The organism is Micromonospora vulcania (assembly GCF_042658605.1).
Taxonomy (GTDB): domain Bacteria; phylum Actinomycetota; class Actinomycetes; order Mycobacteriales; family Micromonosporaceae; genus Micromonospora; species Micromonospora vulcania.
Window position 1 is genome coordinate 419987 of sequence record NZ_JBHSQS010000002.1, and the last position, 19450, is coordinate 439436.

The window sequence follows — 19450 nt, forward strand, 5'->3', positions numbered from 1 at the left end:
CGGGCTGCCGGTCACCGCGCCGGTACGGCTGCTCTGGGCCGACCCGCACTGGCGGCGTCGGATCGACCTGCCGGTGCTCTGCCAGCCCGCCGAACCGCCCCGGTTGGAGGAGCTGATCGCCACGCTGGGTAAGGCCGCCGGCGCTCGGGCCGTCGACGACCACCTCGGCGTCCGGCTCGCCGTGGCCGACCTGGCCCGGCTCTGCCCGTCGGTGCTGCGCCCGGCCAACCCGTCGGTACGGGTGTTCTCCCGTCGGGCGGCCTTCGCGGCGGCCCTGGAGCTGCCGGTCGCCCCGCCCGGCTACCGGGAGGACATGCTGCTCTGCCTCGGGCTGCGTCCGGGCGCGACCGGGCAGCTCTGGGCCGCCGCCGTGCGGCTGGTCGCCGGCACGTTGCCGCTGATCCGCCCGTACGCCGTCCAGATCGCCGAGGTGGCCGGCACGGACCTCGCCGACGCGCTGGTCGACGGGCGGCTCGACCGTTACGTGGCCCAGTTGGCCCGGCCCGAGAGCGGTCCACCGCGACCTCGGCGGGAGCCCTCGCCGGTGCCCGCGCCGCGTGCCGGACAATGGGTCACTGTGCCCGTACCTGACGCGCCGGTGACCGGCGTCCCCAGCGATCCGACCGGTTCGGCGGCGTCCGTGCCGGCCCGCCCGTCCCGGCTCGACCCGGCCATCGCGGCCCAGCTGCGTCGCACCGCCGACGGCCTGGTCGCCGCCGTGGTCCGCGCGCACGACTCCGGCGAGGTCCTGATGGTCGCCTGGATGGACGACGAGGCGCTGCACCGCACCCTCACCACCGGCCGGGCGACCTACTGGTCGCGCAGCCGGCGCGAGTACTGGGTCAAGGGCGCCACCTCCGGGCACCACCAGTACGTCCGCTCGGTCGCGCTGGACTGCGACGGGGACGCGCTGCTGGTCAGCGTGGAGCAGGTCGGCGCCGCCTGCCACACCGGGCACCGGACCTGCTTCCACACCGAGCTGCCGGTCACCGGGACGGGGGCTTCCGCATGACCGACGGCGCGGTGAGCCCCGATCCGGCCACCTTCACCGAGCTGGCCGCCCGCTGGCGGGTCGTACCGGTCACCCGGCGGCTGCTGGCCGACGCGGAGACCCCGGTCGGGGTCTACCGCAAGCTGGCCGGGGGGCCCGGCACGTTCCTGCTGGAATCGGCCGAACAGGGCGTCGGCTCGGCCGGCATGGCCTGGTCCCGCTACTCGTTCATCGGGGTCCGCAGCAGCGCCACCCTGGTCGAGCGGGACGGCGAGGCGACGTGGCTCGGCCAGCCGCCGGCCGGGCTACCCACCGGCGGTGACCCGGTGCGGGTGCTGCGGGAGACCGTCGCGGCGCTGGCCGGTCCGGTCAACGACCCGTCCAGCGGGCTGCCGCCGCTGACCGGGGGCATGGTCGGCTACCTCGGCTACGACCTGGTGCGCCGCTTCGAGCGGCTGCCCGAGCTGACCGAGGCCGACCTGGGCGTGCCGGAGCTGGGCATGATGCTCGCCACCGACCTGGTGGTGCTCGACCACTACGACGGTTCGGCGATCCTGGTCGCCAACGCGGTGCTGCCGCCGCTGGACGCCCCGGACCGCGTCGCGCAGGTCGCCGCCGCGTACCACCACGCGGTGGGCCGACTGGACGCGATGACCACCGCGCTGTCCCGGCCCATCCCGCCAATGATCTCCACCGTCGAGCGTCCGCCGGCCGGCGAGGTGCTCTGCCGTACGCCTGAGGGCGGCTACCCGAAGGCGGTGGAGGCGGCCAAGGAGGCGATCCGGGCCGGCGAGTGCTTCCAGATCGTGCTCAGCCAGCGCTTCGAGCGATCCACGCACGCCGATCCGCTGGACGTCTACCGGGTGCTGCGCACCAGCAACCCCAGCCCGTACATGTACCTGCTGCGTTTCGACGGGTTCGACATCGTCGGTTCGTCCCCGGAGGCGCATCTGAAGGTCACCGGCGGCGCGGACGGCCGTCGCCGAGCGTTGCTGCACCCGATCGCCGGCACCCGGCCCCGAGGCGCCACCGCGGCCGCCGACGCCGGGCTCGCCGCCGAGTTGCTCGCCGACCCGAAGGAACGGGCCGAGCACGTGATGCTGGTCGACCTGGGCCGCAACGACCTGGGCCGGGTCTGCCAGCCGGGCAGCGTGGAGGTGCCCGAGTTCGCCACCATCGAGCGGTACAGCCACGTGATGCACATCGTCTCCACCGTCACCGGCACACTGCGTGACGACCAGACCGCCTTCGACGCGCTCGCCGCGACCTTCCCGGCCGGCACGCTCTCCGGTGCGCCCAAGGTGCGGGCCATGGAGATCATCGAGGAGTTGGAGCCGGTCCGTCGCGGCATCTACGGCGGCACGGTCGGGTACTTCGGATTCGGCGGCGACCTGGACATGGCGATCGCCATCCGGACCGCCCTGATCCGTGACGGTCGCGCCTACGTGCAGGCCGGCGCGGGGGTGGTCGCCGACTCGGACCCGGCCGCCGAGGACCAGGAGACCCGCAACAAGGCCGCCGCAGTGCTGGCCGCGATCGCGGCCGCCGAGACGTTGCGGCCGGCCCGATGAGCGCGACGTCGGGCGCTCGGGACACGACCGGGCGGCGTCAGCTGACGTACGCCGTCCTGCTCTGTCTGGCCGGCGCGGGCCTGGCGCTCTGGGCGGCGACCCGGGGCTGGACGGTCGAGGTGACCGTGCGCCCGGCGCCGTTGCCGCCGGTGCGCGACGCCCGCACGGGTGCCGCCCTGCTGCCCTGGCTTCCGGCGCTGGCCCTGGTCACTCTGGCCGGTGGCGGCGCGGTGCTGGCCACCCGGGGTCGGCTGCGGCAGGTGCTCGGTGTGCTGCTCGGCGCGCTCGGCCTGGCGGTGGCGGCCGGCGGCGGGTACGGGCTGGTCGCCGGCTTCGACGGCGCGGTGAGCCGGCAGTGGCCGGCGTTCTGCCTGCTCGGCGGCCTGCTGGCCGCGGTCGGCGGTGGATGGACCGCGCTGTGCGGTGGCGGCTGGCCGACGATGGGTGCCCGGTACGAGCGCCCGGCGCGGACCACTCCGCAGAGCGCGCGAACGGCGGAGGGTGGCCCGGCCGCTCCGCTGGCCGGGCGGCGGACCACCGAGGCGTGGGACGCGCTGGACCGGGGCGAGGACCCGACCGCCGGCTGACCCGACCGCCGGCTGTCAGACGAGCGCCGGCGGTCAGCCGACCGGCTGGTGCTCCCGCTGCTGCCGGTGGGCGGCGGCGCGGGCGGCGGTCAGCTCGGCCACCACGCGGTTCAGCTCGTCGCGTCGGTCGGCGCGGGCCCGGTCGGCGCAGACCGCCGCCCAGGCGTTGCCGCGCGCCGTCCGCATCCGGCCCTCGCCGACCACGGCACGCTCCAGCGTGTGTACGACACCGACGGCGAGCGACGCCACGGTCCGCGAGATGGTGGTCAGCCCGATGCTCGGGGTCGGCTCGGCAATGCTCATGGTCACCTCGCACGAGAAGTTGGCGACGGTCGGCAGGCGCGCCATCGAGTCTGCCTGAGGACGATGCTGACCGGCTGACGTTTCGCCGGAGTGACCGCCCGGTCAACTGTCCCGCCCGGCCTGCGGCCTGGGGAGAGCCGTTCGGCCTTGAGCTTGCTCACAACATCGACCGGCGTCGCTGTCGACGGGCGGCGGGGCTGCGTGGGTGGCATGATCGATGGATCGGCCCGGTTTCGACGGGGGTCAGCCGGCCCTCATCGCGTGACGGCGGTCGATATCGGAGGTGGCGCAGCGTGACATCCCGTTCACGGCAAGTCGGCCATTATGCCGCAGCCCTTTTGGTGAGCAGCGCCATACCCCCGGCATCTGGCGCCGACCGGTTGCCCCTAGCATCGGCCCATGACACCCGGAGAGGGGAGTCCGTTGGTGACTGCTGAGCATGCGCACGCGGAGGGGGACGAGGCCGGTCCGGCGGCGTCCGTAAGCGTGCTCGACGAGATTCTGGCCGGCGTGCGCGAGGATGTCGCCCGGCGCCAGGAGCAGGTTCCGCTGGAGCGGATCCGTGAACTGGCCGCGGCCGCGCCGCCGCCGCTGGACGCGTACGCGGCGCTGCGCAAGCCCGGCGTGGCGGTGATCGCGGAGGTGAAGCGGTCCTCGCCGTCGAAGGGGCGGCTGGCCGAGATCGCCGACCCGGCCGACCTCGCCGTCGACTACGCGGCCGGTGGCGCGCGGGCGATCAGCGTACTCACCGAGGGGCGCTGGTTCGGCGGCTCGCTGGACGACCTGGCGGCCGTCCGGGCCGCGGTGACCGTCCCGGTGCTGCGCAAGGACTTCGTGGTCTCCAGCTACCAGATCCACGAGGCGCGTGCGCACGGCGCCGACCTGGTGCTGCTGATCGTCGCCGCGCTGGAGCAGAACGTGCTGATGGGTCTGCTCGAGCGGATCGAGTCGCTGGGCATGACCGCGCTCGTCGAGGTGCACGACGAGGAGGAGGCCGACCGCGCTCTGGAGGCCGGCGCGCAGGTGATCGGGGTCAACGCCCGTGACCTGCGTACCCTGGAGGTGGACCGGTCGGTGTTCGAGCGGATCGCGCCCGGCCTGCCCAGCAGCGTCGTCAAGATCGCGGAATCAGGCGTCCGCGGTCCGCACGACCTGATCCGGTACGCCTCCGCGGGCGCCGACGCGGTCCTCGTGGGCGAGGGCCTGGTCACCCAGAAGAGCCCCCGCGAGGCGGTGGCCGAACTGGTCAACGCCGGCAACCACCCGGCAACGCCCCGGCCGGTGCGCTGACCGCACCGGTGTGACGTCCCACCGAGAGGATTCCCGATGAGCGCCGACGCGCTGGCCCCGGTGGCCGGCCCGCAGCCCGACTCCACCGGTCACTTCGGTCGCTTCGGCGGTCGGTTCGTGCCCGAGGCCCTGGTGGCCGCGCTGGACGAGCTCGACGGGGCGTGGCGTACGGCGATGACGGACGAGTCCTTCCGGGCCGAGTTCGGTGCGCTGCTGCGGGACTACGCGGGCACGCCGTCGCTGCTCTACGAGGCCCGGCGCTTCTCCGCGAAGGTCGGCGCGCGAGTGCTGCTCAAGCGCGAGGACCTCAACCACACCGGCGCGCACAAGGTGCGCAACGTGCTCGGCCAGGCGCTGCTCACCAAGCGGATGGGCAAGACCCGGGTGATCGCGGAGACCGGGGCGGGCCAGCACGGCGTGGCCACCGCGACTGCGGCGGCCCTGTTCGACCTGGAGTGCGTGGTCTACATGGGCCAGGTCGACACCGAGCGGCAGGCGCTCAACGTGGCCCGGATGCGGATGCTCGGCGCCACCGTCGTTCCGGTCACCACCGGCTCGCGCACCCTCAAGGACGCGATGAACGAGGCGATGCGCGACTGGGTGGCCAACGTCGACGCGACGCACTACCTGATCGGCACGGCCGCCGGGCCGCACCCGTTCCCGGCGATGGTCCGTGACTTCGTCCGTGGCATCGGTGACGAGGCTCGCCAGCAGTGCCTCGACCTCACCGGCGGGCTGCCGGACGCGGTCACCGCCTGCGTCGGCGGCGGCTCCAACGCGCTGGGCATCTTCCACGCCTTCGTGGGCGACGAGGACGTGCGGCTGTACGGCTTCGAGGCCGGCGGCGACGGCGTGACCACCGACCGGCACGCGGCCAGCATCACCGGTGGGTCGGCCGGCGTGCTGCACGGTGCCCGTACCTACGTGCTGCAGGACGCCGACGGGCAGACGTTGGAGTCGCACTCGATCTCCGCCGGTCTGGACTACCCGGGCGTCGGCCCCGAGCACGCCTGGCTGCACGACACCGGTCGGGCCAACTACCTGCCGGTCACCGACGACGAGGCGATGGCGGCGTTCGAGCTGCTCTGCCGTACCGAGGGGATCATCCCGGCGATCGAGAGCGCCCACGCGCTCGCCGGCACCCTCGCGCTGGCCCCGAAGCTCGCCGCCGAGCTGGGCCGGGAGCCCACCATCGTGGTCAACCTCTCGGGTCGGGGCGACAAGGACGTGCACACCGCCGGCGACTACTTCGGCATCCTCGACAAGGAGCGGTGAGATGAGCCGGATCGGGGTGGCCTTCGACAAGGCCCAGGCCGACGGGCGGGCACTGTTGGTCGGCTGCATGCCGGCCGGGTTTCCGACCGTCGAGGGCAGCATCGCGGCGATGACCGCGATGGTCGAGGCCGGGGTGGACGTCATCGAGGTGGAGATCCCATACTCCGACCCGGTGATGGACGGGCCGGTCATCCAGAAGGCCAGTGACATCGCGCTGGCCGGCGGGGTGCGTACCGCGGACACGCTGCGCATCATCGAGGCGGTCGCGGCCACCGGAGCGCCGGTGGTCACCATGACCTACTGGAACCCGATCGAGCGGTACGGCGTCGACGTGTTCGCCCGCGACCTCGCCTCGGCCGGTGGCACCGGCCTGATCACCCCGGACCTCATCCCGGACGAGGCCGACGAGTGGCTCGCCGCCTCGGACGCGTACGGGCTGGACCGCACCTTCCTGGTGTCGCCGTCGTCCACCGACGCCCGGCTCGCGATGACCGTGCAACACTGCCGGGGCTTCGTCTACGCCACCGCCGTGATGGGCGTGACCGGGGCCCGGACGCGTACCTCCGACGCCGCGCCGACGCTGGTCTCCCGGGTCCGCGCGGTCACCGACCTGCCGGTCGGCGTCGGCCTGGGCGTCGGCACCGGCGCACAGGCCGGTGCCGTGGCCGGGTACGCCGACGGCGTGATCGTCGGCAGCGCGCTGATCCGTTGCCTGCTGGACGCGCCGTCCGAGGCCGACGGGCTGGCCGCCCTGCGTACCCTCAGCGCCGAACTCGCCGAGGGAGTCCGGACTCCCACCCGCTGACCGCTGCGGCGGGCCCGGCTCGCCGGCCGGCCCTACGGCCCTGTCCGTTGCCGTCGCGTGCTGTCCGGCCTTGGTCGGCCTGGCCTGGCCGGGGTCGTCCTGCGGCGTCGGCTCCGCGCGGCGTGGCCTTGGAGCACCTGGTGTATTGAGCGATATACCTGAGAGTCATATTTATGACTCTCAGGTATATCGCTCATTCGCGTGGTGCCCCCGGCGGGTGGCGGTGGCGCTGAGCCGGTCGGGTGCTGGTGCGACGGCGGTGCCGGTCGGGTGCTGGTGCGACGGCGGTGCCGGTCTGGTGGCCGGGTGCCGCTGAGGTTGCGGTGCCGGCCGGGTGGCGGGTGGGCTGGCGTGGTGGGTGCCGGAGGGGGTGGCGGTGCCCGCGGGGCGGGCGGTCCGCAGGGCGGGCGGTCTGCGAGGCGGGGATGGTGCCGTCCACCAATGCTGGGCTGGTCAGGGTTGGAGGGACGGGTCCGTCGTCGCTTCGCCGCGTTGTTCCGGAGGCTGCCCGGTGCCCGGCCGCCCGTCGGAGTCAATCCCCCGCAGCCTGTCCGGGTCGGCCAAGCCGGCAGAGTCGGCTGCCGGCGGCGTCGACCGCACGTCGCGCAGCACGCCGGAGCGGCCGGCGACCGCGTCGGCGACGGCTACCCGGGTGAGCGGGGTGACCGGCTCGGGCAGCGCGGCGGGAGCGTGCCAGGACAGCTGGCATCCGGGCGGCGGACCGGTGGTCGGCCGGACCTCGGCAGCACGGGCCCGGAAGACGTGTACCAGGACGTCCGGCTGGGGACCCGCCCGGCCGGCCGGTGTGCTCGCCGTGGGGCCGGTCAGGTGGTAGACGCCGACCAGGTCGACCAGATCGATCTCCCAGCCGGTCTCCGCGCGGATGTCGCGCAACGCCGCCCGGACCGGGCTCTCCGCCGGGCGTAGGCGACCGCCGGGCAACGCGTACCGCCGCTCGCCCCGGCCCTGTCGGCAAAGCAGCACCCGGCCGGTGTCGTCGGTGACGACCGCGGCGACCGCCCAGGTGAGCGCGCTCATGGACAAAGAGCCTACGGCGGTGCAAACCAGAAGTCACCGGGATGTGCACGGAGTGGCCCGGGGTGCCGCTTGCGGGGTGTACAGCGGTAGCGTGTGCACCCGTGACCCTCGCCTCGTTGTCCCCCCAGGCGGCCCTGCCCAGTCCCAGCACCGCGGTCTGGCAGCTCGGGCCGGTGCCGATCCGGGCGTACGCGCTGTGCATCATCGTCGGCATCGTGCTGGCCTGCTGGGTGACCGAGCGTCGCCTTCGTCAGCGCGGCGTCGCGCCCGGCGCGGTGCTCGACATCGCCGTCTGGGCGGTGCCCACCGGCATCATCGGCGCACGGATCTACCACGTGATCACCTCGCCGGAGAAGTACTTCGGTGCCGGCGGCGACCCGATGAAGGCGTTCGCCATCTGGGAGGGCGGCCTCGGCATCTGGGGCGCGGTCGCCGGTGGCGCGATCGGCGCCTGGATCGCGGCCCGGCAACTCGGCATTCCGTTCAGTGTGGTCGCCGACGCGGTGGCGCCCGGGCTGCCGCTGGCCCAGGCGGCCGGCCGGTTCGGCAACTGGTTCAACAACGAGCTCTTCGGTTCCCGGACCACCCTGCCGTGGGGCCTGCAGATCCACCGGATGGACCCGGACAATCCGGGGCACGCGCTGCGGGATGACGCCGGGCAGCCGATCCTCGAACCGGGCCTCTACCAGCCGACCTTCCTGTATGAGGCACTGTGGAACATCGGCGTGGTCGCACTGGTGCTCATCCTCGACCGGCGGCTGCGGCTGGGCAAGGGCCGGGCGTTCGCGCTGTACGTGATGGGCTACACCGTCGGCCGGTTCTGGATCGAACTGATGCGCACCGACGAGGCCAACCTGATCTTCGGCGTCCGGCTCAACGTCTGGACCGCCGCCCTGGTGTTCCTCGGCGCGTTGATCTACTTCGTACGGGTCCGCGGTCCCCGGGAGTACCTGATCCCGCTCGGCGCGGCGGCGACGCCGACCCCGCCCACCACGTCCGACCTGTCGCAGGTCGACCTCTCGGAGCGGGAGGTGGGCGCGCTGGCCGCCGCGCCGGAGGGCTACCGGGTGGTGAGCGAGGAGCAGTACCAGGCCTGGCGGGACACCGGCGTGGTGCCGCCCGAGCCGGCGGACGACGAGGCCAGCCCGGTCGGCGGTGAGCCGCTCGACGAGGCGTCGGCCGGCGTACCGTCCGCCGACGACGCGCCGGAGCCCGGCGACGACCAGCCGACGGACGGTACGCCGGAGTCTCGGGACGACCGGGCCGACGCCGCTGCCGCACGCCCCGCCGACCGGGACAGCTGAGCGGAGGCGGCACCGATGCGAAGCGCGGTGGTGGTCGGGGCCGGGGTCGGTGGCCTCGCGGTGGCCGGCGCGCTGGCCCGCTCGGGCTGGCAGGTCACCCTGCTGGAACGCACCGAGCGGGTCCGTCCCGAGCCGACCGCCGTGGTGCTGTGGCCCAACGGCGTTCGCGCGTTGCAGGCCCTCGGCCTCGGCGCCGGCCTGGCCGCCATCGCCACCCCGTTGCCGGACGGTGGGGTCCGCCGCCCGGACGGGCAGTGGCTTGCGCAGCCCCGACCCACGCCCGCCGACCGGATGCCGGTCGTGGTGCACCGCGAGGATCTGCACGACGCGTTGATCGCCGGGCTCGGTGACCGGGTCGAGCTGCGTACCGGGGTGACCGTGCGGCACGTCCGGGTCGAACCCGGTGCGCGCCCGGCGGTCGGCGACGGACGGCAGACCATCGAGGCCGATCTGGTGGTCGCCGCCGACGGCACGGACAGCGTCATCCGCCGCCAACTCGCCCCCGGATCCAACGCGGTCAGCTCCGGCTGCGCTGCCTGGCGGGCCGTCATTCCCTGGTACCGGGCACCGCGCCTGCCCGCCGACCAGCCGATCGTCGGCGAGGTGCTCGGCGCGGGCTACCGGTTCGTGTCCGCCTCGTTGGGCGAGCGCGGCTCGCTGGGCGGTTCCAGCCGGGGCGGCATCTACTGGGTGGCCACCGCCGCCGGTGCGCCCCGCCCGGAGCGGCCGGAGACCCAGCTCGCCCTGCTGCGCCGCTGGTACGCCGACTGGCCAGCGCCGATCGGTGCGCTGCTCGACGCCACCGAGCCGGAAGACCTGGTGCAGCAGGAGGTCCGCGAGCTGCGCCCGCTTCCCCGCGCGTACGGCTTCCCGGCCGGACCGGGCGGGGTGGTGCTGCTCGGCGACGCGGCGCACGCCATGCCGCCGCACCTCGGTCAGGGTGCCTGCCTCGCATTCGAGGACGCCGCGACGCTCGCCTCGTTGCTGCGCGAGGCTCGGCTGCCCGACGCCGTGCAGGCGTACGACCGGCTGCGCCGCCCCCGGGCGGCGACCGTGGTCCGACAGACCCGGCGGATGTCGGCGGTGCTCCAGACCCGGGGCCGCCTGGCGTTGCGCGCGCGGGACGCCGCCCTCGGCACGATCACCGCACGGCTGCTGTCCAGTGCTGCGGCCTCCGCCGCCGATTGGCGCCCTCCAGCCTGAGCCCCCGCGCCCCCCGGCTCCGGTCAGGGGATCAGCGGGGCGGGTTCGGCGATGCAGGCGGTGCCGATGCGGCGGAAGCCCACCCGTAGGTAGACCCGGGCGATCTCCTCGCTGCCCGCGGAGAGGAACACCAGTTCGGTGCCGGCGGTGAGCAGCTCCCGGGCGAGGGTGGCGGTCAGCGCGGCACCCAGCCCACGGCGTCGGGCGGCCGGCAGGGTGGCCACCCCGGCGATCTCGGCGACGTCGTCCACGCGCATCGCCATGCCGCTGGCCAACGCGCCCTCGGTGGCCGTGCCGGCCAGCGCGGAGATCCGTCGGCCGTCGGCGATCCGGGTGCGTTCCTCGTCCAGCGCGGCCAGCTCCAGCTCGGTGACGGCGGCGTCCCGCTCGGCGGGGCCGGCCGGGCCGCGTTCGGTGCCCGCGGCGCCGAACGCCACGGCCGCCACGGCCCGCCGGGCGGCCACGTCGGCGGCGAGGTCGGGCGAGTCGGCCGCCAGCACCCGCACCGGTACGTCGGACAGCGCCGCCGGGTCGGGCAGCGTGGTCGGGTCGAGCACCATGAGCGGTGCCTCCAGTACGCTCAGCCCCGCCGACCGGGCCACCGCCAGCAGCTCGGGGCTGGTCTCGTGCACCCACTCGAAGGCCTCCGGCAGGCCCAGCTCCCGCTGCCGCTCACGCACCGAGGTCACGTCGGCCAGCGACGGCGGCTCGGTGGCGTCGAGGCGCGGCCGGGCATAGAACGGCCAACCGGCGCCCTCGCGGACGAACAGCACGAGGCCACCGTGCTGCTCCGCACCGGCGACGTCCCGGGGCACCGCGTCGTAGAAGCGTTCCAACCGGTCAAAGACGTCCTTGTGCAACGGATCCACCGCGCGAGACTACACGTCCCAGACTCTGGACGGTGTGATCAATCTCGTCTGGCCGTGCGCCCCTCGCCCTAACGTAGACTCAATAGACCCACGGGCCGACGTCGTCCCCACCACGTACCAACCTGAGTGACGACAGGAGGCCCGGTGGCCTTTCCGTACCCGCACAGCCCGCAGGCGTCCCCGACGCCCGGCCCCCGCCCGTCCGCCCAGGGCCTCTACGACCCGGCGCAGGAGCACGATGCCTGCGGGGTCGCCTTCGTGGCGGACCTGTACGGCCGGCGTTCGCACTCGGTCGTCGCCAACGGGCTCGGAGCGCTCTGCCGGCTGGACCACCGCGGCGCCCGTGGCGCGGAGCCCAACACCGGTGACGGCGCGGGCATCATGATCCAGGTACCGGACGCGTTCCTGCGCGCGGTGGTGGACATCGCGCTGCCGCCGGCCGGCGAGTACGCCACCGGTCTGGTCTTCCTCCCCGACGACGACGCCGCCGAGGCCCGCGCCCGTCGGGTGGTCGAGAAGTACGCGCTGGTCGAGGGGGCCGAGCTGCTCGGCTGGCGGGACGTGCCGACCGAGCCGACCGGGCTGGGCGAGACCGCCCTGGTGGCGATGCCCCGGGTCCGGCAGCTCTTCCTGGCCGCGCGTCGGCTCACCGACGCGCCCACCGGGCCGGCCGGTTCCGCGCTGCGCGGCATCGAGCTGGACCGGGTGGCGTTCTGCCTGCGTAAGCAGGCCGAGCGGGAGACCGCCGAGCGGGGCGTGCCGGCGTACTTCCCGTCGCTGTCCAGCCGCACGATGGTCTACAAGGGCATGCTCACCCCCGACCAGTTGCCGGCGTTCTATCCGGATCTGCGCGACGAGCGGGTGGACAGCGCGATCGCGCTGGTGCACTCCCGGTTCTCCACCAACACGTTCCCGTCCTGGCCGCTGGCGCACCCGTACCGGTTCATCGCGCACAACGGCGAGATCAACACGATCCGTGGCAACCGCAACTGGATGCAGGCCCGCGAGGCGTTGCTGCGGTCGCCGAACGTGCCGGGCAACATCCGCCGGGTCTTCCCGGTCTGCACCCCGGGCGCCTCCGACTCGGCGAACTTCGACGAGGTCCTGGAGCTGCTGCACCTGGCCGGGCGCAGCCTGCCGCACGCGGTGCTCATGATGATCCCCGAGGCGTGGGAGAACGACCCCGGCATGCAGCCGGACAAGCGGGCCTTCTACCGCTTCCACGCCAGCCTCATGGAGCCGTGGGACGGGCCGGCGTCGGTGGCCTTCACCGACGGCGAGATCGTCGGCGCGGTACTGGACCGCAACGGGCTGCGTCCGGGGCGCTGGTGGCGTACCGACGACGGGCTGGTCGTGCTCGGCTCGGAGGCGGGCGTGCTCGACCTCGACCCGGCCCGGGTGGTCGCCAAGGGGCGGCTCCAGCCCGGGAAGATGTTCCTGGTCGACACCGTCGCCGGCCGGATCGTGCACGACGAGGAGATCAAGTCGGAGCTGGCCGCCGAGCAGCCGTACGGCGAGTGGCTGCACGCCGGGCTGATCGAGCTGGACGACCTGCCCGCCCGCGAGCACACCGTCTACACCCACGATTCGGTCCGCCGCCGCCAGCAGACCTTCGGCTACACCGAGGAGGAGCTGAAGATCCTGCTCGCGCCGATGGCCCGTACCGGCGCCGAGCCGCTCGGGTCGATGGGCACGGACACCCCGATCTCGCCGCTGTCCACCCGGCCGCGGCTGCTCTACGACTACTTCCACCAGCTCTTCGCCCAGGTCACCAACCCGCCGCTGGACGCCATCCGCGAGGAACTGGTGACCAGCCTGGTCTCCACCATCGGGCCGGAGGGCAACCTGCTCGACCCGGGTGCGGCGAGCTGCCGGCAGGTCGTACTGCCACACCCGGTGATCGACAACGACGAGCTGGCCAAGATCCTCTCCATCGACGAGGACGGTGACCTGCCCGGCTTCAAGGCGGTCCGGGTCTCCGGGCTGTACCGCATCCGGGAGGGCGCCGCCGGCATCAAGGCGCGGCTGACCGAGATCTGCCGACACGTCTCCGAGGCGATCGAGGACGGCGTACGGATCCTGGTGCTCTCCGACCGGGACTCCAACGCCGACCTGGCACCGATCCCGTCGCTGCTGCTCACCGCGGCCGTGCACCAGCACCTGGTCCGCGAGCAGACCCGCACCCAGGCGGCGCTGATCGTGGAGTCCGGCGACTGCCGCGAGGTGCACCACGCGGCGGTGCTGATCGGCTACGGCGCGGCGGCGGTCAACCCGTACCTGGCCTTCGAGTCGGTCGAGGACCTGATCTCCACCGGGGCACTGGTCGGCGTCGAACCCGCTGCCGCCGTGCGCAACTACGCCAAGGCGCTCGGCAAGGGCGTCCTGAAGATCATGTCGAAGATGGGCATCTCGACGGTCTCCTCGTACTGCGGGGCGCAGGTCTTCGAGGCGGTCGGCCTGGACGTCCGGCTGGTGGACCGCTACTTCCGGGGCACCCCCAGCCGCATCGGTGGTGTCGGGCTGGCCGGCGTGCACACCGAGGTGGCCGCGCGGCACGCGCTGGCCTGGCCGCCGACCGGCACCGCCGAGTCGGACCGGCTGGAGGTCGGCGGCGAGTACCAGTGGCGCCGCGAGGGTGAGCTGCACCTGTTCAACCCGGAGACGGTCTTCCTGCTACAGCACGCCACCCGCAGCCGGCAGTACGACGTCTTCCGGCAGTACACCGCGAAGGTGGACGCGCTCGCGGCGCAGGCCGGCTCGCTGCGCGGGCTGTTCACCCTGCGTACCGGGGTCCGCCCGGCGGTGCCGATCGAGGAGGTCGAGCCGGCCACCGAGATCGTCAAGCGGTTCGCCACCGGCGCCATGTCGTACGGGTCGATCTCGGCCGAGGCGCACGAGACGCTCGCCATCGCGATGAACCGGCTCGGTGGCAAGTCCAACACCGGTGAGGGCGGCGAGGATGTCGAGCGGCTGCACGACCCGGCCCGCCGGTCCGCGGTCAAGCAGATCGCCAGCGGCCGGTTCGGTGTCACCAGCGAATACCTGGTCAACGCCGACGATCTGCAGATCAAGATGGCGCAGGGCGCCAAGCCCGGCGAGGGCGGCCAGTTGCCCGGCAACAAGGTCTGGCCGTGGATCGCCCGTACCCGGCACGCCACGCCGGGCGTCGGCCTGATCTCCCCGCCGCCGCACCACGACATCTACTCCATCGAGGACCTCGCCCAGCTGGTGCACGACCTGAAGTGCGTCAACCCGGCGGCCCGCGTGCACGTCAAGCTGGTCAGCGAAGTGGGTGTCGGAACCGTCGCCGCCGGGGTGGCCAAGCTCAAGGCGGACGTCATCCTGATCTCCGGTCACGACGGCGGCACCGGTGCGTCCCCGATGAACTCGCTCAAGCACGCCGGCACGCCGTGGGAGCTGGGGCTGGCCGAGGCACAGCAGACGCTGCTGCTCAACAAGCTGCGGGACCGGGTGACCGTGCAGGTCGACGGCCAGCTCAAGACCGGCCGGGACGTGCTGATCGCGGCACTGCTCGGTGCGGAGGAGTTCGGTTTCGCCACCGCCCCGCTGATCGTCTCCGGCTGCGTGATGATGCGGGTCTGCCACCTGGACACCTGCCCGGTCGGCATCGCCACCCAGAACCCGGTGCTGCGTGAGCGGTACACCGGCACCCCGGAGTTCGTGGAGAACTTCTTCCTGTTCCTCGCCGAGGAGGTTCGGGGCTACCTCGCCGAGTTGGGCTTCCGCTCGATCGAGGAGGCGATCGGGCAGAGCGAGCTGCTCGACGTGGCTCCCGCGGTGACGCACTGGAAGGCGCACGGGCTGGACCTGGCGCCCGTGCTGCACCTTCCGGAGCTGCCCGCCGACGCGGCCCGTCGCGGCGTACGCGCCCAGGACCACGGCCTGGAGCAGGCACTGGACAACGAGCTGATCGCGCTGGCCCGTCCGGCGCTGACCGAGCGCGCGCCGGTACGCGTCGAGGTCGCGGTACGCAACGAGCACCGCAGCGTCGGCGCGATGCTCGGCGGCGAGGTGACCCGCCGCTTCGGTGGCGCCGGCCTGCCCGAGGACACCATCGAGTTCGTGCTGAACGGCACCGCCGGGCAGTCCTTCGGCGCGTTCCTGCCGCACGGGGTGACCCTGCGGCTGCACGGCGACGCCAACGACTACGTCGGCAAGGGCCTCTCCGGCGGGCGGCTCATCGTCCGTCCGGACGCCGCCGCGCCCTTCCTGGACGGCGACGCCGAGCCGGGCCAGCGGGCCGAGGACCAGATCATCGCCGGCAACACGATCCTCTACGGGGCCACCGCCGGTGAGGTCTTCCTGCGCGGCCGGGTGGGGGAGCGGTTCGCGGTACGCAACTCCGGCGCGGTCGCCGTGGTCGAGGGCGTGGGTGACCACGGCTGCGAGTACATGACCGGTGGCACGGTGGTGGTGCTCGGCGCGACCGGCCGCAACTTCGCGGCCGGGATGTCCGGCGGTACGGCGTTCGTGCACCAGCTGGACCGGGCCCGGGTCAACGCGGAGCTGGTCGATCTCGCGCCGCTGGGCGAGCAGGAGCAGACGCTGCTGCACGAGTTGGTCCAGCGGCACGTGGCCGAGACCGGGTCGTCGGTCGCCGAGGATCTGCTCAAGCGCTGGCCGGAGGCGGTTGCCGAGTTCACCGCCGTGGTGCCCCGCGACTACCGCCGGGTGCTGGAGATCATGCGGGCCGCCGAAGCCGCCGGCCGCGATGTCGACGACGCGGTGATGGGCGCGCTCAGCGCGCCCGCCGCGCCGGTGCCGCCCGCCCCGCGGGTGGCTGCCCAGGAGGTGGCACGTGCCTGACCCGAACGGTTTCCTGCGCTACGACCGGCGACTGCCGGCCCGCCGCCCGGTGCCGGTGCGGATCAGCGACTGGCGTGAGGTGTACCCGCCGGCCGGCGAGGAGTTGGTCCGCGAGCAGGCCACCCGCTGCATGGACTGCGGTATCCCGTTCTGCCACGACGGCTGTCCGCTGGGCAACCGGATCCCGGACTGGAACGACCTGGTGCGGACCGGCAACTGGGACGCCGCCGTGGAGTCGCTGCACGCCACCAACAACTTCCCGGAGTTCACCGGCCGACTCTGCCCCGCGCCCTGCGAGGCGGCCTGCGTCCTGGGCATCGCCGGCGGTCAGCCGGTGACGATCAAGCAGGTGGAGGTCGAGATCGCCGACGCGGCGGCGGCGCGCGGGTTCACTCCCCGCCTGGTGCCGGCGCCGTCCGGTCGGTCGGTCGCCGTGGTCGGTTCCGGGCCCGCCGGCCTGGCCGCCGCCCAGCAACTGGCCCGCGCCGGTCACGCGGTGACGGTGTACGAGCGCGACGACGCGATCGGTGGCCTGCTCCGGTACGGCATCCCGGACTTCAAGTTGGAGAAGCGGCACATCGACGCCCGGCTGGCCCAGCTCGCCGCCGAGGGGGTGCGCTTCCGTACCGGCGTGAACGTCGGGGTGGACGTCACCGCCGAGCAGTTGCGCGCCGAGCACGACGCGGTGCTGCTGGCCTGCGGGGCTCTGCAGGGCCGGGACACCCCGGAGACCCCGGGTCGGGCGCTGCGCGGCGTACACCAGGCGATGGCACATCTGGTCGCCGCGAACCGCGTGGTCGCGGCCCGGCCCGGTGGTGCGGGCGAGCCGGCCCCGGCGGTGCTGCCGGACGGCACCCCGATCGACGCGGCCGGCAAGCACGTGGTGATCATCGGTGGCGGTGACACCGCCGCCGACTGTCTGGGCGTGGCCAACCGGCAGGGCGCCGCGGGCGTCCACCAGCTCGACCTGTACCCGCAGCCGCCGCAGGAGCGCGACGAGGCGCGGGACCCCTGGCCGACCTGGCCGTGGATCCTGCGCAGCTACCCGGCACACGAGGAGGGCGGGGAGCGGGTCTTCGCCGTGGCGGTGCAGGAGTTCGTGGACGACGGCACGGGCCAGGTGCGGGCGGTACGGATCGCCGAGGTGACCGTCGAGAAGCGCGACGGTCGGCGGGTGGTTACCGTGGTGCCCGGCTCCGAGCGGGAGCTGCCGGCGGATCTGGTGCTGCTGGCGATCGGCTTCGAGGGCACCGAGCAGCAGCCGCTGCTGGCCCAGTTCGGGGTCACCCGTAACCCCCGGGGTGCCGTCGACGCCCGGGACGACTGGCAGACCGACATCGACGGGGTGTTCGTCGCCGGCGACATGCACCGGGGCGCCTCGCTGATCGTCTGGGCCATCGCCGAGGGGCGGGCGGCGGCTGCCGCGATCCACGCTCACCTTGGCGGTGCCGGGGCGCTGCCCGCCCCGGTCAGCTCGGCCGCACAGCCGCTCGTCGCGCGCTGACGGCGGTTCCACTGGTCCAGCCCTCCGCGAGCAAGTTGCCCGTTATCTGACGGTTCGGGACCGGTCGGTCGGCGCGCACAAGCCTGCTGCGCCGGCCGACCGGGTCGCCGTGAGACCGGTCACGAATATGGGCAAATCCGTTTAAACGGGCAAGACTTGTCGGCTGTTCTACTGCGCCGTGCTCGGCGTCAGCAACCAAGCCGTCAAACCGCCCGGGAGGGTCCGTCGTGGCCAAAAGTGCCACCTTCGCCGCATTGCGCCACCGGAACTACCGGATTTGGGCGCTCGCCGGGTTCGTCTCCGTCATCGGGACCTGGATGCAGGTCCTGGGAGTCAACTGGTACGTGCTGAAGGAGACCGGCTCCGCGACGTCGATGGGCTTCGCCGTGCTGCTCCAGGCGGCGCCCACGCTGCTGCTCAGCGTCTGGGGCGGCGTGCTGGCCGACCGGCTGCCCGCCCGCCCACTGCTGATCACCGCCCAGGCGGCCCACGCGACACTCGCCGCGGGCCTGGCGGTGGTCGCTCTCACCGGTGTCGGCGGCCTGCCGGTGATCTTCGCGATCTCGCTGCTCACCGGTGCCGTCTCGGCGATCGAGGGCCCGGTGATGGGGCGCTGGGCCTCGACCCTGGTGGACCGGGAGACGCTCGGCAACGCGTTGGCACTCGGCTCGCTCACCAACTCCGCCGGCCGCATCCTCGGCATGAGCCTCGGTGCCGTCGTGGTCGCCGCCGTCGGACCCGCACTGCTCTTCGGCATCAACGCGGCGAGCTTTCTCGCCGTGGTGGTCGCGCTCTTCGCCGTACGCCCGGGGGTCCTGGCCGCTTCCCCGGTCGCGGAGGCGGACGAGGGCCGTACCCGCAACAGCGTTCGGGCCGGCTTCGCCTACCTGCGGGGGCAGCCGGTGCTGCTCCTCGCGCTCGCCCTGTCGTTCGTGCTCGGCAGCCTGGGTCGCAACTACCAGGTGACGATGGCCGCGATGAGCGACGGGCCACTCGCCGGTGGGGCGTCCGGCTACGGCTTCCTGTCGACCGTGTTCGCGGTCGGAACGGTGGTGGGTGCGCTCGTCGCGGCCCGCAAGAGCGTGCTGGGCTACCGGACCCTGGTCGGCGCGGGTCTGCTGGCCAGTGCGCTGCAGATCGTCGCCGGCCTCGCGCCGGGGACCGTGAGCTTCGCCGCGGTGATCCTGCCGATCGCCGCCGCCGCGGTGGTCATCGACACGACCGTCGGCACCCGTGCCCAACTCGACACCGACGGCGCGATGCGCGGCCGGGTGCTGGCCGCACTGGCGGTCACCGGCTCGGTCTCCGCCGCGGTCGGCGCACCGCTGCTCGGCTGGCTCGCCGAACACGCCGGGCCTCGGCAGACGCTCGTCCTGGCCGGGTCCGTCGCGGCGGTCGCGACCGTGGCGGCGGCGGTGGCCCTGGACCGGCAGCAGAGTCGGCAGCCCAACGGCGAGACCGCTCTGGCCGTACCGCCGCTGGGTCGTCCGGTGCGGCGGGTGGCGCTGAGCGCGGCCCGGCTCGTCGGGCGCGTCGGCGACCCGGTACGCGGTGTGCGGCGCGCGCTGCGCGCCACCGGTCAGCTCGGCGCCGTGCGGCTCGCGGCCCGGCAGCAGCGTCGGCCGGTCGGAGCGGTCGGTGGCCGCCGACCGATGCCGATGGGCCGGCTCCGGTCGCTCCGGCTCGTGGGCGAATGGTCCGTCCGCGAGCCCTCGCCGGCCCGCAGCCGACCGGTGACGCCGACACGCGACACCCGGCACGCCGCCGCACCCACGGTGCCGGCCGCGCCGGCCAGCCCGCCGGTCGCGTCGCACTGAGACAGCGGTCACCCGGGGTGACCGGCCGGCGGGGCCAACCGCGATGAAGATCATCGTTACGCTGCG

Annotated in this window: 14 protein-coding genes and 1 pseudogene; 12 read left to right on the forward strand and 3 right to left on the reverse strand. The window is 73.8% G+C overall.

Going from position 1 to position 19450, the window contains the following annotated elements; all coding sequences use genetic code 11:
• Positions 1–73: 73 nt before the first annotated feature.
• The 4 genes and pseudogenes from ACFQGL_RS04560 to ACFQGL_RS04575 all read left to right on the forward strand — a co-directional run.
• Positions 74–391: pseudogene (locus ACFQGL_RS04560) on the forward strand (phosphoribosyl-AMP cyclohydrolase); the annotation flags it as partial.
• 186 nt (positions 392–577) lie between these two features.
• Entirely contained in the window at positions 578–1012 is a 435-nt protein-coding gene (hisI, locus tag ACFQGL_RS04565) for a phosphoribosyl-AMP cyclohydrolase (protein WP_377506029.1), read from the forward strand.
• Positions 1009–2562, forward strand: coding sequence for an anthranilate synthase component I (locus ACFQGL_RS04570; RefSeq protein ID WP_377505747.1), 1554 nt, complete (start codon positions 1009–1011; stop codon positions 2560–2562). The genes hisI and ACFQGL_RS04570 overlap by 4 nt, the downstream gene beginning before the upstream one ends.
• The gene (locus ACFQGL_RS04575) at positions 2559–3149 is read left to right on the forward strand and encodes a Trp biosynthesis-associated membrane protein (RefSeq protein ID WP_377505750.1); all 591 of its coding nucleotides are present in this window, start codon (positions 2559–2561) and stop codon (positions 3147–3149) included. Before ACFQGL_RS04570 ends, ACFQGL_RS04575 begins: the two co-directional genes overlap by 4 nt.
• 33 nt (positions 3150–3182) lie before the next feature.
• Here ACFQGL_RS04575 and ACFQGL_RS04580 read toward each other — a convergent pair whose 3' ends face one another.
• On the reverse strand, positions 3183–3452 hold the full coding sequence (locus ACFQGL_RS04580; protein WP_377506032.1) for a hypothetical protein: 270 nt from the start codon (positions 3450–3452) through the stop codon (positions 3183–3185).
• Between the two features lie 486 nt (positions 3453–3938).
• Between ACFQGL_RS04580 and trpC the strand changes: the two genes are divergently transcribed.
• Genes trpC through trpA form a run of 3 tightly spaced genes read left to right on the forward strand, consistent with a single transcriptional unit; the run spans position 3939 to position 6822 of the window.
• Positions 3939–4742: an indole-3-glycerol phosphate synthase TrpC gene (gene trpC, locus ACFQGL_RS04585; protein WP_334631255.1), complete on the forward strand. Its 804-nt coding sequence runs from the start codon at positions 3939–3941 to the stop codon at positions 4740–4742.
• Positions 4743–4778: 36 nt separating this feature from the next.
• Complete coding sequence (trpB, locus tag ACFQGL_RS04590) at positions 4779–6017, forward strand: tryptophan synthase subunit beta (RefSeq protein WP_377505753.1); 1239 nt, start codon at positions 4779–4781, stop codon at positions 6015–6017.
• Between the two features lies 1 nt (position 6018).
• Positions 6019–6822, forward strand: a complete 804-nt coding sequence (gene trpA, locus ACFQGL_RS04595) for a tryptophan synthase subunit alpha (RefSeq protein ID WP_377505756.1) — start codon at positions 6019–6021, stop codon at positions 6820–6822.
• A 453-nt stretch (positions 6823–7275) separates the two neighbouring features.
• Here the strand turns inward: trpA and ACFQGL_RS04600 are convergent, their stop codons facing one another.
• Positions 7276–7860, reverse strand: coding sequence for an NUDIX hydrolase (locus tag ACFQGL_RS04600; RefSeq protein ID WP_377505759.1), 585 nt, complete (start codon positions 7858–7860; stop codon positions 7276–7278).
• Positions 7861–7961: 101 nt separating this feature from the next.
• On the opposite strand from ACFQGL_RS04600, the gene lgt reads away from it, so the two are divergent.
• Both lgt and ACFQGL_RS04610 read left to right on the forward strand, forming a co-directional pair.
• Positions 7962–9164, forward strand: coding sequence for a prolipoprotein diacylglyceryl transferase (gene lgt, locus ACFQGL_RS04605; protein ID WP_377505762.1), 1203 nt, complete (start codon positions 7962–7964; stop codon positions 9162–9164).
• A 15-nt stretch (positions 9165–9179) separates the two neighbouring features.
• A complete protein-coding gene (locus ACFQGL_RS04610; protein ID WP_377505765.1) occupies positions 9180–10367 on the forward strand; it encodes an FAD-dependent monooxygenase in 1188 nt (395 codons plus the stop codon).
• Between the two features lie 23 nt (positions 10368–10390).
• Here ACFQGL_RS04610 and ACFQGL_RS04615 read toward each other — a convergent pair whose 3' ends face one another.
• Positions 10391–11227, reverse strand: a complete 837-nt coding sequence (locus ACFQGL_RS04615; protein ID WP_377506035.1) for a GNAT family N-acetyltransferase — start codon at positions 11225–11227, stop codon at positions 10391–10393.
• Positions 11228–11380: 153 nt separating this feature from the next.
• Here ACFQGL_RS04615 and gltB point away from each other — a divergent pair, with 153 nt between their 5' ends.
• The 3 genes from gltB (at position 11381) to ACFQGL_RS04630 (ending at position 19384) form a co-directional block, all read left to right on the forward strand.
• The gene (gene gltB, locus ACFQGL_RS04620; RefSeq protein WP_377505768.1) at positions 11381–16063 is read left to right on the forward strand and encodes a glutamate synthase large subunit; all 4683 of its coding nucleotides are present in this window, start codon (positions 11381–11383) and stop codon (positions 16061–16063) included.
• A complete protein-coding gene (locus ACFQGL_RS04625; RefSeq protein WP_377505771.1) occupies positions 16056–17567 on the forward strand; it encodes a glutamate synthase subunit beta in 1512 nt (503 codons plus the stop codon). Before gltB ends, ACFQGL_RS04625 begins: the two co-directional genes overlap by 8 nt.
• A 227-nt stretch (positions 17568–17794) precedes the next feature.
• The gene (locus tag ACFQGL_RS04630; RefSeq protein WP_377505774.1) at positions 17795–19384 is read left to right on the forward strand and encodes an MFS transporter; all 1590 of its coding nucleotides are present in this window, start codon (positions 17795–17797) and stop codon (positions 19382–19384) included.
• Positions 19385–19450: the final 66 nt, after the last annotated feature.